The sequence below is a fragment of the uncultured Pigmentiphaga sp. genome (genome assembly GCF_937950555.1).
Taxonomy (GTDB): domain Bacteria; phylum Pseudomonadota; class Gammaproteobacteria; order Burkholderiales; family Burkholderiaceae_B; genus Pigmentiphaga.
The window spans coordinates 1-15,664 of sequence record NZ_CALFCW010000014.1 but is presented as its reverse complement, the minus strand read 5'-3'; the positions used below and the strand labels follow the sequence as shown (position 1 = coordinate 15,664).

Annotated in this window: 14 protein-coding genes; 5 read left to right on the top strand and 9 right to left on the bottom strand. The window is 67.7% G+C overall.

Annotated elements, in window-relative coordinates:
- Positions 1-290 precede the first annotated feature (290 nt).
- Both Q0319_RS02380 and Q0319_RS02375 read left to right on the top strand, forming a co-directional pair.
- A complete protein-coding gene (locus tag Q0319_RS02380; RefSeq protein WP_296469114.1) occupies positions 291-1,724 on the top strand; it encodes a catalase in 1,434 nt (477 codons plus the stop codon).
- 21 nt (positions 1,725-1,745) lie between these two features.
- The gene (locus Q0319_RS02375) at positions 1,746-4,190 is read left to right on the top strand and encodes a penicillin acylase family protein (protein WP_299450684.1); all 2,445 of its coding nucleotides are present in this window, start codon (positions 1,746-1,748) and stop codon (positions 4,188-4,190) included.
- Positions 4,191-4,209: 19 nt separating this feature from the next.
- Here Q0319_RS02375 and Q0319_RS02370 read toward each other — a convergent pair whose 3' ends face one another.
- From Q0319_RS02370 to Q0319_RS02330, 9 genes are all read right to left on the bottom strand, one after another.
- Positions 4,210-5,127, bottom strand: coding sequence for an ABC transporter permease (locus tag Q0319_RS02370; RefSeq protein WP_299450682.1), 918 nt, complete (start codon positions 5,125-5,127; stop codon positions 4,210-4,212).
- Complete coding sequence (locus tag Q0319_RS02365) at positions 5,120-6,238, bottom strand: ABC transporter permease (RefSeq protein WP_363322233.1); 1,119 nt, start codon at positions 6,236-6,238, stop codon at positions 5,120-5,122. Before Q0319_RS02365 ends, Q0319_RS02370 begins: the two co-directional genes overlap by 8 nt.
- A 39-nt stretch (positions 6,239-6,277) precedes the next feature.
- Positions 6,278-6,886 (bottom strand): bifunctional phosphoribosyl-AMP cyclohydrolase/phosphoribosyl-ATP diphosphatase HisIE, encoded by a 609-nt coding sequence (gene hisIE / locus Q0319_RS02360; protein WP_299450680.1) that lies wholly within the window; start codon positions 6,884-6,886, stop codon positions 6,278-6,280.
- Between the two features lie 78 nt (positions 6,887-6,964).
- Positions 6,965-8,509 (bottom strand): bifunctional phosphoribosylaminoimidazolecarboxamide formyltransferase/IMP cyclohydrolase, encoded by a 1,545-nt coding sequence (purH, locus tag Q0319_RS02355; RefSeq protein ID WP_299450677.1) that lies wholly within the window; start codon positions 8,507-8,509, stop codon positions 6,965-6,967.
- Between the two features lie 190 nt (positions 8,510-8,699).
- Positions 8,700-9,509 carry a DUF4388 domain-containing protein gene (locus tag Q0319_RS02350; protein WP_299450675.1) on the bottom strand — a complete coding sequence of 270 codons (810 nt, stop codon included), beginning with the start codon at positions 9,507-9,509 and terminating at the stop codon, positions 8,700-8,702.
- A 53-nt stretch (positions 9,510-9,562) separates the two neighbouring features.
- Positions 9,563-10,138 (bottom strand): GTPase domain-containing protein, encoded by a 576-nt coding sequence (locus Q0319_RS02345; RefSeq protein WP_299450673.1) that lies wholly within the window; start codon positions 10,136-10,138, stop codon positions 9,563-9,565.
- 75 nt (positions 10,139-10,213) lie between these two features.
- Positions 10,214-10,711, bottom strand: coding sequence for a roadblock/LC7 domain-containing protein (locus tag Q0319_RS02340; RefSeq protein WP_299450670.1), 498 nt, complete (start codon positions 10,709-10,711; stop codon positions 10,214-10,216).
- A gap of 239 nt (positions 10,712-10,950) precedes the next feature.
- Positions 10,951-11,241: a hypothetical protein gene (locus Q0319_RS02335; RefSeq protein ID WP_299450668.1), complete on the bottom strand. Its 291-nt coding sequence runs from the start codon at positions 11,239-11,241 to the stop codon at positions 10,951-10,953.
- 449 nt (positions 11,242-11,690) lie between these two features.
- Entirely contained in the window at positions 11,691-12,137 is a 447-nt protein-coding gene (locus Q0319_RS02330) for an Hsp20/alpha crystallin family protein (protein WP_299450665.1), read from the bottom strand.
- Positions 12,138-12,352: 215 nt separating this feature from the next.
- On the opposite strand from Q0319_RS02330, the gene Q0319_RS02325 reads away from it, so the two are divergent.
- From Q0319_RS02325 to Q0319_RS02315, 3 genes are all read left to right on the top strand, one after another.
- Entirely contained in the window at positions 12,353-14,011 is a 1,659-nt protein-coding gene (locus Q0319_RS02325; protein WP_299450663.1) for an ATP-binding protein, read from the top strand.
- A 99-nt stretch (positions 14,012-14,110) separates the two neighbouring features.
- A complete protein-coding gene (locus Q0319_RS02320) occupies positions 14,111-14,827 on the top strand; it encodes a response regulator transcription factor (RefSeq protein WP_299450661.1) in 717 nt (238 codons plus the stop codon).
- A 295-nt stretch (positions 14,828-15,122) separates the two neighbouring features.
- Positions 15,123-15,664 (top strand): S49 family peptidase (locus Q0319_RS02315; protein ID WP_299450659.1); only part of this gene is annotated, 542 nt, incomplete at its 3' end.

Here is a 15,664-nt window from a genome sequence, read left to right as displayed (position 1 = left end):
ACAAGGGGATTCGCGGTGCACGGGCGGCACCCAAACGAGGTTTTTCACGCAGGTTCTCCTCGAACACGGCTTCCGGGGTTGAACGATCCGGCCTGCGGGAAGCGCGCGGGCCGGACGAGGGCAAACCCTAAGTGTACCAAGCGGTGCGGCGGCATCCGCTTGCAGGGCTGATCCGGCGACCGAGGTGGACGATTATCTCGATCTATCAAATCAATTTAATCAATTCAATTTACTAACACCCGCAGGCGGCCTATCTTGAGCGCTCTTCAATGCAGACCAAAGAGCCGACGATGACGAAACTCACCACCGCCACGGGCGCACCCGTCGCCGACAACCAAAACTCGCGCACCGCGGGACCGCGGGGCCCGGTATTGCTGGAAGATTTCCACCTCATCGAAAAACTGCAGCACTTCAACCGCGAGCGTATCCCCGAGCGGGTCGTCCACGCCAAGGGCTCGGGCGCCTATGGGGTATTCGAGGTCACCCAGGACATCACTCGCTACACCTGCGCCAGCGTTTTCTCGCACGTGGGCAAGAAAACCGACGTGCTGATCCGCTTCTCGACCGTGGGCGGGGAAAAAGGCTCCGCCGATACCGAGCGTGACCCGCGCGGTTTCGCGATCAAGTTCTACACCGACGAAGGCAATTGGGACTTGGTCGGCAACAATACGCCCGTCTTTTTCATACGCGACGGCATCAAGTTCCCGGACTTCATCCATACCCAGAAGCGGGACCCGCGCACCAACCTGAAGAGCCCGACCGCGATGTGGGACTTCTGGTCGCTCTCGCCCGAGTCGCTGCACCAAGTCACGATCCTGTTTTCGGACCGGGGCACGCCAGACGGCTATCGGCACATGCACGGTTTCGGCAGCCACACGTTCAGCATGATCAACGACCGCGGCGAGCGCGTGTGGGTGAAATATCACGTCCTGAGCATGCAGGGCATCAAGAACCTGCACCCGCGCGAGGCCGTCCGGCTCGCCGGAGAGGACCCCGACTATGCGCAGCGCGACCTGTTCCAGGCCATCGAGCGCGGCGAATTTCCCAGGTGGCGCGTGTGCATCCAGGTCATGACCGAGGATCAGGCGCGCAAGACGCCCTATGACCCCTTCGACTTGACCAAGGTCTGGCCGCACGGGGACTTCCCCCTGATCGAGGTCGGCATCATCACGCTCAACCGGAACCCGCAGAATTACTTTGCCGAGATCGAGCAGGCCGCCTTCTCGCCGTCGTCCATCGTGCGCGGACTCGGATTCAGCCCGGACAAAATGCTGCAGGCGCGCCTGTTCGCCTATCACGATGCGCATTTGTATCGGGTAGGCACCAACTACCAGTCCCTCCCCGTCAACCGTCCCCAGGCGCCGGTGAACACCTACCAGCGCGACGGCGCCATGCGCTTCGATGGCAATTTCGGCGGCGGACCGAACTACGAGCCCAATAGCGTGGCCGATGCGCCCAGGCAGGATCCCGCGTACCGCGAACCGGTCCTGCGGCTCGATGGCGAGGCCGACCGCTACGACCATCGCACGGGCAACGACGACTATACGCAGGGGGGCAATCTGTTCCGCCTGATGACCGCGGAACAGCAGGCCCTGTTGATCGAAAACATCGTCAACTCGATGAAAACGGTGCCACGCGAAATCCAGGAGCGCCAAATCGCGCACTTCCGCCAGGCGGATCCGCGTTACGGCGAAGGTGTCGCGAGGGGCCTGGGCCTCCTCTGACGGCCAGCCCGGCCTCGCGCCATGACGCGCCGCTACCCATCCCGTCCCGCCCGCATGTTGGCCTGGACCCTGGCCGGCGCCCTGACGCTGATCGCGGCAAGCGCAGGCGGCACCTGGCTGTACCTGCGGGCCAGCCTGCCGCAATTGGATGGCCGCATGGAGGCAGTGGGCATCGGCCACCCCGTCTCCATCGCCCGCGACGCAATCGGCAACGTCACCATCCGGGCGGACGACCGGCTCGACGCAGCGTTCGCCACCGGCTTTGCGCACGCCCAAGACAGGTTTTTCCAAATGGACCTCGTGCGGCGTTCGGCTGCCGGCGAGCTCGCCGCCCTCGTCGGTGACGCTGCGCTACCCCTGGACCGCCGCGTGCGGGTGCATCGTTTCCGCGCGCGAGCCGAACGCGCCTACGCCGAACTGCCCGCTCCGCACCGCGCCTTGCTCGAGCGCTATGCCGAGGGCGCCAACGCCGGGCTGGATAGGCTGCCTGCACGCCCCTTCGAATATGTCCTGCTGCGCACGCGGCCCGAACCTTGGCGGCCGGTCGACACCCTGCTCGCCATTTATGCGATGTACCTCGACCTGCAAGGCGGCGAACTGGGCCGGACGCGGTCGCGGGAAGCGCTGCGCGACCTGTTGCCCGCGCCCTTGCTCCAGGCCTTGATGCCCTCGCACAGCCGCTGGGATGCGCCGCTGGATCGGCCCGCATCTGGCGCCTCCCCCGCCGCTGCGCCCGACCCGGCGCTGGTTTCGGCGCATCCCGGCTGGATAGACGCGCGCCGGCCTGGCCCTGCCCGGCGCACGACGCCGGGCGAACTGCTGGCCGACTCACACGCCGCGGATTTCGCCGTGGGCAGCAACGGCTGGGCCGTCGATGCTCGGCACAGTGCCCACGGCGGCGCCCTCGTTGCCAACGACATGCACCTCGGATTGCGCCTGCCCAACATCTGGTATCGCCTCACCTTGGAATTTCCGACTGCAGAAGGCCCACGCCGTATCAGCGGCGTGAGCTTGCCGGGCGCCCCCATCGTGGTGGCGGGCAGCAACGGCGACATCGCCTGGGGCTTTACCAACAGCTACGGACACTTCCTGGAATTGGTGCGCCTGACCGTCGATGAAGCGGACCCGAGTCGCTACCGCGGCCCGGCGGGCGCATGGGAGTCCTTCTCCGAAACATTGGAACGCATCGAAGTCCGGGGCGCGGCACCGGTGACCATGCCCGTGCGGGAGAGCCGCTGGGGGCCCGTGCTGGAGCTCGACGGACGCGCCTATGCCATCCGGTGGATCGCCCACGCGCCGGGCGCGGCCAACGTCGTGCTGGCCGACATGGAACGCGCGCGCGGCGTCGAAGGGGCGCTGCACGTCGGGCACAAGGCCGGCATCCCCACCCAGAACTTGGTGGTTGCTGATCGCCAGGGCCGCATAGGGTGGACGCTGGCCGGCCCCTTGCCTGCCGCCATGCTCGATCCGCTCGGTTTTCCAGTCGCAGCGGAAGCTGCGGACCTGCCCCTCGAGCGACTGCCGCCGGAAGCCTATCCGACCGTGATCGATCCCGGGTACGGGCGCTTGTGGACGGCAAACAATACCCAGCTCGCGGATGCCCGGGCGCAACGCCGGATAGGCGACGGCGGGGCAGACATCGGCGTACGGGCCACGCAGATACGCGACGCGCTGTTCGCCGCGGAGCGCGTGGACGAACGCGATCTGCTTGCCATCCAGCTCGGCCATCGTGCGCAGTGGATCGGCTTCTTGCATGACCAGGCGCTGCGCGCGCTTGATGACAGTGCCGTGGCGGGCCATCCGCAGCGCGCCGCAGCGCGCCGTATCTTGCAAGCCTGGGATGGGCGGGCCGATGCCGACAGCGCAGGCTACGCCCTGCTGCGCACCTTCTACGACGCGCTCTACGACGCCTGGTTCGGCGCGCTGGACGACAAACTCGCGGAAAAAGGTGCGGGCCTGTCCGTACGCCGCGCCTCCTCCCGCCTGCTCGCCGTCATGGAGGACCTGGTGCGGGCGCAGGCATGGAAACCCGCTTACGCCGCCGATTGGCGCGAGTTCATGCTCGAGCGCCTCGACACGGCCATCGCGGAAATGACCATAGGCGGCCAAGCGCTGGAAACCGTGCGCTGGGGCGACCGCAACCGCCTCGCCATCGCCCATCCCCTGGCCCGGGTCCTGCCGCGCCCGCTGCAGCACTGGCTGTCCGCGCCGTCGACGCCCATGCCGGGAGACATCCACATGCCCCGCATCCAGGGCGCTGCCTTTGGTGCCTCGGAACGCTTCGTGGTCTCGCCCGGACGCGAAGCGCTCGGCATACTCCAGATGCCCGGCGGCGCCTCGGGCCATCCGCTTTCACCTTTTTTCCTCGCCGGCCACGATGCCTGGGTACACGGCAAAGCGAGCCCCTTCCTGCCGGGACCGGACGCTCACCGGTTGACGCTCGTCCCCCGGGCTCCTGCCGATTGACCGGCTCGAGCGGATCGAACTAACGCTCGGGCAGGAAGGGCCTTCCCAAGGCGCGCGGCATGTTCCGGCTCAGCCAGGCAGGATGGGCACCCCGCAGCGCGAGCACGGCGATCGTGCACACATAGGGCAACATCGCGAGGAACTGCGAAGGCAGCTGTACGCCCATGCCCTGCAATTGGAACTGCAGCATGGTCAACCCGCCGAAAAGATAAGCGCCGAGCAGGATCCACAGCGGATGCCACATGCCGAACGCAATCAGCGCCAAGGCCATCCACCCTCGTCCCGCGACCATGCCTTCGCTCCAGAGTTGGGTGTAAACCACCGACAGATACGCGCCGGCAAGGCCGCAGCACGCCCCGCCCGCGAGAATGGCGAGAGTGCGGATGCGCGCCACGGGATGGCCTAGCTCGTGCGCGGCCTCGGGCGATTCGCCCACTGCGCGCAACAGCGTTCCGGCCCGCGTGCGATACAAGAACCAAGCCAGAGCGCCGGCCAACCCCATCGTCGCGTACACGAGGGGGTGGAGCGCGAACAGGGTAGCGCCCACCCCCGGCAGGTCTTTGAGCACCGGGATGCCGGTGTCGCTGCGCGCAAGCGATCGCCCAGCGTAAGAAACTCCGGCAAAAGACGACAGACCCGAACCGAGCAGCATGACCGCAAGGCCGCTTCCGTACTGGCTGGCATTGAAGGTGACCACCCACAGCGCGAAGCCGGCCGCCAGCACAGCGCCAGCCCCCGCCCCGGCCGCCAAGCCCGCCCACGTGCTTCCCGCGTGGAACGCCATGGCAAAGCCGGCCGCGGCGGCGAGCGACATCATGCCCTCGGCGCCCAGGTTGATGACGCCGGCCCGTTCGTGCAACGTGAGGCCAAGGGCCGCCAATGCGAGCGGCGTGCCCGCATTCAAGGTCGCGGCAAGGAGCGAGAGCAGGCTATCCATGCCATCCCCTCGCCGCGCCGAAGGGATGGCGCAACCGGATGCGATACCGCACCAAGGTATCGCCCAGCAACAGCAAGGCCAGCGCCAGGCCCTGGAATATGCCGACGATGGAAGCCGGCATGCCCAGGCGCGACTGCGCCAGCTCGCCGCCGATGTACAGCGCCGCCATCACGATGCTGGCCGCGAATGCCCCGGCCGGATGCAAGCGCCCCAGGAATGCGGCGATCACGGCGGCAAAGCCGTAGCCCGGCGACACGGAGCTCGTAAGCCGCTGCATCGGTCCGGCAACCTCCCCGATCCCGGCCAGGCCGGCCAAGGCCCCGCAGGTCAACATCGACGCCCACAAGGCTTGGCGCGACGAGTAGCCGGCATATCGAGCCGCCGCAGGCGCCGCCCCTGCCACGCGCAGGCGAAACCCGGCGTGAAAGCGGGACAGGAACAGCCAGGCCCCCACGACGGCGAGCAGAGCCAACAACCATCCGGCGTGCGCGCGCGTGCCCTCCCAAAGCGCCGGCAGCAAGGCGGCCTCCTCGAACGAGCGGGATTGCGGAAAGTTAAAGCCGTACGGATCACGCCAGGGCCCGAACACGAGATATCCGAGCAACAACTGAATGACGTAAGTGAGCATCAGGCTCACCAACATCTCGTTGGCGCCATACCTGTCCTTGAGCCACGCGGTGACCGCCGCCCACGCCATGCCCCCGAGCATGCCTGCCACCATGACCAGGCACACGTATCCTCGCCAGGTTTCGGGGCCAGCCAGGAGCGCCACGCCGGCGCCGGCCACCGCGCCCGCCACCAACTGGCCCTCGGCGCCGATGTTCCAGACATTGGCCCGAAAGCAAATCGATAGCCCCACCGCACACAGGGCGAGGGGTGCAGACTTGACGGCCAGTTCGCCCCATGCATAGAGGCCATTGAACGGCTCGACCAGGAATAGGCGCAGCCCCTGCCACGGATCGACGCCCAATAGCGCAAAGAGCGCGGCGCCGCCCGCCATGGTCAGCGCCAACGCCGCGAGCTTCGCCAGACGGCTGGCATCCTGCGGAAGACGTCCGTCGTACCCATCAGACGCAACAGGCGGGATGGCGAGCAGATCGGCGCGTCCCACTGTTGTCCTGTGTGTCACGCGGCTCCCTCTGAGTAAGTACTAAGCGCCGTGCCGGCGGCGCAGCTCGCGCCAGATCGCCTCCAGCGGCACTCCCTGCTGCTCGAGCAGCACCAGACTATGGTAGAGGAGGTCGGACAGCTCCCAGGCCAGCTCGGACGGCGCCCCGTTCTTGGCGGCGATGATCACCTCAGCCGCCTCCTCGCCGATCTTCTTGCCGATGCGGTCCACTCCGCCGTCGAGCAGCTTCGTGGTGTACGAGCCGGCCGGCCGCTCAGCCGCCCGGCGGGCGATCACATCGGCCAGCTCGGTCAGGATCTGGCTCGCGGGCGCCCGCTCCACCGGCGAGCCGTCGAGCGCGCGGTGGAAGCAGCTCGGCTCGCCGGTGTGGCACGTGGGCCCGGCCGGCTCCGCGAGCACCAGCAGCGCGTCGCCGTCGCAGTCCTGCCGCAGCTCGACGAGCCGCAGCACGTTGCCCGAGGTCTCACCCTTCTGCCACAGCCTGCCCCGGCTGCGGCTCCAGAACGTCACCAGACCGCTCTCGGTCGTCTGCCGCAGCGCGTCCTCGTTCATATACCCCAGCATCAGCACTTCGCCGCTGCGGGCGTGCTGCACAATCGCGGGGATCAGGCCGTTGTCATCGAACTTCACGCCCGTACTCCGGTGAGCGCAAGTGCATCGTGGGGAGGCGGCAGCGCCGGGGCTGCCGCACAACACTGCACGCTGCGCCTAGTGTCGAAAATGCCTTCTTCCAGTGAACACCATCGCCATGCCCAGCCGGTCGGCCGCGGCGATCACCTCCTCGTCGCGCAGCGCCCCGCCGGGCTGGATCACGCACGTCGCGCCGGCCTCGGCCGCCACCTCGACGCCGTCGGGGAACGGGAACAGCGCATCGCTGGCGACCGCCGCGCCCTGCAGCGAGAGGCCGCTGGCGCGCGCCTTGATCACCGCGACCCGCGAGCTGTCCACGCGGCTCATCTGGCCCGCGCCGATGCCGAGCGTCCGATCGGCGGCGGCGTAGACGATCGCGTTCGACTTGACGTGCTTGCAGACCCGCCAGGCGAAGCGCAGCGCCCGCAGCTCGTCGTCGGTCGGCGCGCGCTTCGTGACGACCCGCAGCTCCTCCTGATCGAGCGGGGCGCGGTCCGGCTCCTGGACCAGCACGCCGCCGGGGACGCTGTGGAGCAGCAGGGGCGTGCGCCGCCCGCCGGAGCCCTGCTCCTGCGAGACGGGGCGCAGCGCGCGCATCAGGCGGCGGTTCTTCTTCTTTTTCAGCAGGGCCAGCGCCTCGGGCGTGAACTCCGGCGCGATGATGATCTCGGAGAAGATCTCGTCGATCGCCTGCGCCAGCGGCAGGTCCAGCGGGGCGTTCAGCGCGATGATCCCGCCGAACGGCGCGTCGCGGTCGGTGGCGAAGGCCTTCTCCCAGGCCTCCAGCCCGGTCGCGCCCAGCCCGACGCCGCAGGGGTTGGTGTGCTTCACGATCGCCAGCGCGACCCCCTCGGAGCGGGGGAACTCCTCGACCAGCTCGGAGACGGCGGCGATATCGAGGATGTTGATGTACGAGAGCTCCTTGCCGTGCAGCTGCTCGAAGAACTGCCCGAAGTCGCCGTAGAGCGCGGCGCGCTGGTGCGGGTTCTCGCCGTAGCGCAGGTCCTGCGCCTTCGTGAAGGCCAGCGGCAGCGTCGGCGGGAAGGGGTCATCGGCCAGGTAGGCGGCGATCGCGGCGTCGTAGGCCGCGGTGTGGGCGAAGGCCTTGGCCGCGAGCCGGGCGCGCAGCTCGGACGTCACGCTCCCGTCGCGCAGCGCCGCCAGCACCGTCTCGTAGTCGGCCGGGTCCACCACCACCAGCACCGACGGGTGGTTCTTGGCCGCCGCGCGCACCAGCGTCGGGCCGCCGATGTCGATCTGCTCGAGCGCCTCGTCGCGGGTGACATCCGGCCGGGCGACCGTCTGCGCGAACGGGTAGAGGTTCACCACCACCAGGTCGATCGGCGCGATGCCGTGCTCGGCCAGCGCCTCCATGTGGGCCGGCAGGTCGCGCCGGGCCAGGATCCCGGCGTGGACCGCCGGGTGCAGGGTCTTCACGCGCCCGTCGAGGATCTCGGGGAAGCCGGTCAGCTCGCTGACCGACCGGACCGGCACGCCGGCGCTCGCCAGATGGCGCTGCGTGTTGCCGGTGGAGAAGAGCTGCCAGCCGAGCTCGGCCAGGCCGGCGGCGAAGGTCTCGACGCCGCGCTTATCGCTCACGCTCAGTAACGCGCGCACGCACACCTCTCAGTTCAGGATGTACGCGGTGCGGTGCTGCGGCACCTGCCGCGGAGAGAGCTTCCGGGGAGGCGACGCTTCCCCAGACCCCACTGCGGGTGCGGGCGGCACGACCGCGTATCTTCGCGTCAGTTCAAGAAATGACCCCACCCTGGGCGACGGGCGGGGTCGGCTCGGCTGAACCATTATACCGCAGTCAGGCGAGGCTGCTGAAGACCTGATCGACCAGCGAGCGTATCTCGGCCAGCGGCTGGCGCACGCGGCTGGCGCCGAACGCGCGCGTGGCGGCGGTCTCGAACAGGTCGAGCGCGTTCGAGAGCTGGTCGGCGGTGGCCGTGTCCTGGTCGCGCACGCCGGCGCGCTCGTAGGAGTCGTACAGGAGGGCGCGGGCCGAGGTGCCGAGGGCGCTGAGCACGATGCGCTCGATCTCCGGGAACAGCGACTCCGACAGGCTGACCTCGCGCTTCTCGATCAGGCCGCTGCTCAGCAGGCGGGCGATGATCTCGCAGGTGCGCACCTCGCCGAGCCCGCTGCGCTGGGCGATATAGCCGACGGTGTTCTTGCCGTTGACCATCGTCAGCACGCGCCACTCATCGGCCTCGAGGCTGATCTCGCTGCCCGTCGCGGCCGGGTTCGGCACCAGGCGCGGGATCATCGAGAGCGAGGGGACCTGCTCCTGGATCTTGGCCCAAGCGTCCTGGCGCATGATCCCTTCCATGATGATCATCTCGTTGCTGACGGTGATCGTCGGCGTGTCGAGCTGGACATCTTCATGGAAGCGGAACGGGCCGGAGCTGAAGGTGAAGAAGGTGTAGGCCGCCTCCAGCGGCGGGAGGTTGCCCAAGCGCGCGCCGATAATCCGGCCGTCGCGGAAGTAGAGCCAGCCCTCGAGCTGCTGCTGGCCGCGGCGGCCCTTCAGGTTGACCGCGCCCGTCTTCTTGCTGAGGTCAACCAGCTGGATGATATCGGTGAGCGGGAACTCGCTCAGGTCGCCTGCGAGAGCCATAGCAAGGTATCTCCAGGTCGCACGGCGCGTGCGCGGCGTGTGCTTGAAGCGGGCTAGAGCTTGCTGATCACAAGCTTCGAGATCGCCTTGAGCGTATCGAACACGCCGCCGCCGTTGGTGGCGGTGGCCTCGAAGCGCTGCCAGTGCAGGGTGTTGAGGTACTTATCGAGCGTCGCGACCGGCAGCGCGCCGGGCACGTCGCGCTTGTTGTACTGCAGCACCACCGGGAAGTCCTGGAACTTCTTGTTCTGCTTGGTGATGTTCACCGCAAGCTCGCGCAGGCTGCGGATGTTCTCCTCGAGCTTGTGGCGCTGCGAGTCGGCGACGAACACCACGCCATCGGCGCCGTTGAGCACCGCGACGCGCGTGCGCTCGTAGAGCACCTGGCCCGGCACCGTGTAGAGATGGAAGCGCGTCTGGAACCCGCGCACCTTGCCGAGGTCCAGCGGAAGGAAGTCGAAGAAGAGCGTGCGCTCGGTCTCGGTGGCGATCGAGAGCAGCTCACCCTTCGCGTCCTTCGGTACCTGGCTGTGGATGTACTGCAGGTTGCTCGTCTTGCCGCTCATGCCAGGGCCGTAGTAGACGATCTTGCAGTGTATCTCACGCGCGGCGACGTTGATCAGGGCCATAGGTCCTCTCGCGTACCATGGGTTGCGATTCTACGGAGCTGTACGCATGCCGTGGGCGACGACAGGAGGGCGCACTCAGTCGCGGAACAGCAGGTCGATGGTGTCCTCCATCGATGTCCGGAAGGACGATCCAAGGACATCATCGCGCGCCTTCTGCTGCTCGCGCACGCGCTCGAGCACCAGGCCGAGCTCATCGGTGGCCTTCTTCGTCAACACCTTGACGAGGCCGATGTGGGTGCCCTTGTTGAAGATGATGCAGAGGATCCACTGATCTTCGATCAGCGCGATGAAGATATTCTCGCGCACGCCCTGGGTGAAGAGCTGGCGGAAGTCCTTCTCGCGCAGCAGCTTGGCCACCTCACGCGAGGAGGCGAAGGTGCCGGCGATCAGCGCCCCGAGCGCGGTGATATCCTGCCGGTTCGCATCGCCCTGCGAGGCGATCACCTGGCCGCTCTTGTCCAGCAGCAGGATGTAGTTGCCGCCGGTGTCCTCGGCCAGCCGCGCCAGGCACTCCTCAATGACCCTGACCTCCTCGATCGGCACGATCTGACTGGTCAGCTGTGGATCCATCATCACCCTACCTTGTCTGCGAGTGTGGGACGAGACGTGAGCGAGCCAACGCTATCAGAACGGCATTATAGCACAGCGACCGTCGCCCGGCCGGGCAGCCTGCGCGCGGGCCAGCGCCCCAAGCCGCGTGCGCCACCGCCAGAGCTGCCGAGGCAGTACGCCTGCCTCGGCTCCTCATTATACTATACCTGCTCGTTGTGCTTCTGTTCGAAGCGGTAGCAACCGCATAACAGCCGGCACCACTAGCCCTCGGTTCCGTTGTTGCTTCGCTCGCGCTCTTTCGGCGGTCGCCCGGTACGAATGTTGCGCAGGGAGTGGATGGTGGCCGCCAGCGCCCGGTCCGCCCAGCCGTAGATCGTCGGCCTGCTCTTGCGCAGGTCATCGGCGATCTGCGTCACATTCGTGCGGTACTCGGGGTCGAAGGTCGCGAGGTTGATACGCGCTGAGGCGACGATCTGCAGGATCTCTTCCTCCGTCAGGTCATGCTCGCGAATCAACTTCTTGGCCCGCTTGCTGCTGAGATCGAGCCGCATACGTCGCTCCTTGAACGAGGCGTTCTGCCGTGGCACCCTGCGCGGTCGTACGTGGGTAGACGCGACGGAGGTGTAATGCTTTATTATCATAGCACACCCCCCAGGTGCTGTCGAGTCCTATTTGTAAATAGTAATTGCAGAGCCCAGGGTGAAGGCAGCGATGGTACTGCGGTAGAACGGCGCTGCAGAGGCAGGAACACATCGGTGCGCATGAACAATCGCCGGAGGGTGGGGGACGGCGCCACCTGCGCGGCGGAGGCGCGGATTGTAAATCTTAACAGCGCCGGGAGCCGCGAGAGGCGTGAGTGTAAAAGTTTGTGCCGGGCAGCGGGCGGCGGCCCAAGGCAGGCGGGGCGCGCCAACGATGAAGGCCGGCCACATTCCCGCTCGGGGCGGAAACGTGGCCGGCCGCCTACCCCCGTTGGCCTGGCCCTAGGCCGGCCGACCTCTTAGTTGGCGTTCACCTGGACGCTGATCTTGCGCGGCTTGACCTCCTCGGCCTTCGGGATCTCCAGCCGCAGCACGCCGTTGTTCAGCGTGGCCTGGATCTCATCGGACCGAACCTGGTTCGGCAGGGCCAGCGAGCGGGCGAACGAGCCGAAGCGGCGCTCGACGCGGTGGAAGTTGCGCTTCTTCTCCTCCGTCTCCTGCCGCACCTCGCCCTTGATCGTCAGCACGCCGTTCTCGACGGTGACCTCAAGGTCCTCGGGCCGCAGCCCGGGCACGGCCGCCTCGACGATGTAGGAGTCATCGGTCTCGCTGATATCCACCGCCGGCACGAAGCTGCCGTTGCGGGTCAGGATCGGGCGCACGAAGCTCTCCTCGAACAGCTGGTTCATGGCCTCGCGCAGGGAGAGCATCTCCTGGTACGGGTCCCAGCGTGTCAGAGTCGACATACTATGCACCTCCTGTGAAGGTAGCGATCTCATCGGCGTAGGGGGCGGAGTGCTGATCCTCCGCGCCCCTCGTTTCTGTTGTGGAGTATACATTCGCTGTGTTAGAATGAAGTCTGTACCGCGTTAGAACGACGTTAGAGCCACTTTCGCCGTCAAGCGGGCGGCCCGCCTCAGGCTGTGACGTGGCCGGGCGCACCGCCCGGGCAGACAGGAACATGACAGCAGGAACCGACCAGCGACTGCGCCAGCGCGAGTCGCTGCTGCAGATCAGCCGGGCACTCACCGCCCAGCTCGACCTCGGCAGCGTGCTCAACCTGGTGATCGAGTTCGCCGTCGAGCTGCTGGCGGGCACCTCGGGGCTGATCGCGCTGCGCGAGGAGGACGGCCTGATCCACGTGCGCGCCGCCGCCGGCCTGCCGCGCGACATCTGGCCGGCGTTCACGCAGCTGGTCAACACGCCGCTCGAGGACCGGCGCATGCTGAGCCAGCGGCTGCGCGAGGTCTCGGCGGACACCGGGCTGCCGCTGCGCCACATGAGCGCCCTGCCGCTCGTGTACCTGCAGACGACGGTGGGCGTGATCTACGTCTTCCGCGCCGCGCTGAACGTCGGCTTCACCGCCGAGGAGCAGGAGCTGCTGACGGCGTTCGCCGACCAGGCGGCGATCGCGGTGAGCAACGCGCGCCTGTACCAGAGCGTGCTGCGCGAGAAGCAGCAGCTGGACGCGCTGATCGAGCACTCGGCCGACGGCGTGATGATCATCGACAGCCGCTGGCGGATCACGACCTTCAACCAGACCATGGAGCAGCTCACCGGCTGGCCGCGCGAGGAGGCGATCGGCCGCCCGTGCGCCGAGGTGCTGGGCATCCGCTCGCCGCAGGGCGTCAACATCTGCCTGGTGGACTGCCCGCTGCAGCGCAACCCGCCGCAGTCGAACCCGCTCGTCGAGGGGTGGATCACCACGCGCGACGGGCGCCGCCTGTACGTGCAGAGCCGCTACGCGGTGCAGCGCGGCCCGTCGGGGGAGTTCGCCGGCGCGCTCGCGAACGTGCGCGACATCACCGAGCAGAAGATCGAGGAGGAGATGCAGAACACCTTCATCTCGGTGATCTCGCACGAGCTGAAGACGCCGGTGAGCATCATCAAGGGCTACGCCGAGACCCTGGCGCGCGAGGACGCTAACTGGGACCAGGAGACGCTGCGCGAGGGGCTGAAGGTGATCATCGAGGAGGCCGACCGGCTGGCGAAGCAGATCGGCGGGCTGCTGGAGATCTCGCGGCTGCAGGCCGACGGGATGCGCCTCGAGCTGTCCGAGTGGGCGCTGCCCCCGCTGGCCGAGCAGGTCGTCCAGCGCTTCGCGTCCCAGGCGGGTGAGGCGTTTGAGTTCGAGCTGCGCATGCCCGACGACCTGCCCGCGGTGTACGCCGACTACGAGCGCACGCGGGCGGTGCTCGAGAACCTGCTGTCCAACGCCGTCAAGTACAGCCCGGACGGCGGGCGGATCCGCGTCGCGGCGCGCGCCGACGACCGCATGGTGATCGTCTCGGTGAGCGACCAGGGGATCGGGATCGCGCCCGAGGACCAGGCGCGCCTGTTCCAGCGCTTCTACCGGGTGGACAACCGGCTGCGCCGCGAGACGCAGGGGGCCGGGCTGGGGCTGTTCTTGGCGCGGCTGATCGTCGAGGCGCAGGGCGGGCGGATCTGGGTGGAGAGCCAGCCAGGGCGCGGCTCGCGCTTCTCGTTCACGCTGCCGCAGGCGACCCCGCGGCTCGAGGACCAGGAGCAATCCGCATCTGAGCCCCAGGTTCAGACGAGCGCTACCCACGGCCACGAGCAGCCGCGCGGGCTGCTGACGGACGAGGGGGGGAAGGGCTAGGATTCACGTATAGAGGGGCTAGAGGCGAAAGGTTACGGATCGGCCCCGCGCTGCTCACGGCGATTCTAACCCTTCACCTCTAAGCCATAAGGCAGTGATATGTCCGAGCTACGCGACAAGCTAGTTCTGGTGGTAGACGACGAGCCGCGCATGGTCAACTTCATGCGCATGAACCTGGAGCTGGAGGGCACGCGGGTGATCACCGCGTCCAACGGCCGCCAGGCGCTCGAGAAGGCGCGCGACGAGATGCCGGACATGGTGCTGCTCGACATCATGATGCCGGGCATGGACGGCTTCGAGACGCTGCGGCGCCTGCGGCAGTTCTCACAGGTGCCGGTGATCATCCTCACCGCCAAGGACGAGGAGGAGGACCGCATCCGCGGGCTGGAGCTCGGCGCGGACGACTATATCGGCAAGCCGTTCAGCCACCGCGAGCTGGTGAGCCGCATGCGCGCGGTGCTGCGGCGCCACTACACCCCGCCGCCCGCCCCGCAGACCACGGTGGTGGTGGACGATCGGCTGACGATCGACTTCGCGCGGCGCGAGGTGCTGGTGAACGGCGAGCGCGTCAACCTGCGCCCGACGGAGTACCGCCTGCTCTACCACCTGGTGCAGAACGCCGGCTACGTGATGACCCACGAGCAGCTCCTCACGCGGGTGTGGGGCCCCGAGTACCGCGACGAGACCCACTACCTGCGCCTGTACGTCACCTACCTGCGCCAGAAGATCGAGGAGGACCCGGCGAACCCGAAGTACATCCTCACCGAGCGCGGGGTGGGGTACCGGTTCGTGGACTTTGCGAAGGGAAATCAGTAGCCATCCGTTATGTCGACTTTTGTCTGACGACTACGGCGACTGACACCAGCGGCGACTGACTTCCGACGAGACTGACTTCCGGCGGCGAAGCACGCACACGCGCTGCACGGCGGCCTGGTCCGCGCCCGCTGGATGGACCTGGGGAGGCGAAGCCTTCCCAGAAATTCCCGCTTTCAGCCGCTCTGCGGCGGAGAACAGCGTCCGCTGGCGGGCCATAGGCCCACCACACCTCCCCGGAAGGAGGCCAGGCGGCACTCGGCGCAGCGACGCGCTGCGCCGAGTGCCGCCCACACCTATGCTCGCAGCGATTATCGTCTGGCTGATAAACCTCTTCCGATCGATACGCAACCTGTGGCGCGCGCTGCTGCGGCGGCGGGTGGACTACGTGCGCATACGCCTAGTGGGCGGCCTCCCGGAGTTCACCGACGCCGTCCGGTGGTGGCAGCGGCGCTTCCTCGGGGCGCGCGCGCCGCTCAGCATGCAGGAGCTCCGCCGCGCCCTCGAGCGCATCGCGGACGACCCGCACGCGCGTGGCGTCCTGCTGCACATCGACGGGCTGCAGGCCGGCTGGGCGACGCTCCAGAGCCTGCGCGACGAGCTCGCGCGCTTCCGCGCCGGCGGCAAGCGCGTCGTCGCCTACCTGGTCACGCCCGACACCCCCGGCTACTACGCGGCCTGCGCCGCCGACACGATCCTGCTGCCGCCGACGGTGTTCTTCTCGGTGCTCGGGGTGCGAGCCACGGTGCAGTTCCTCAAAGACGCGCTGGAGAAGATCGGCATCTCCGCCGAGGTGACCGCCGTCTCGCCCTACAAGTCAGGCGGGGACACGCTGGCGCG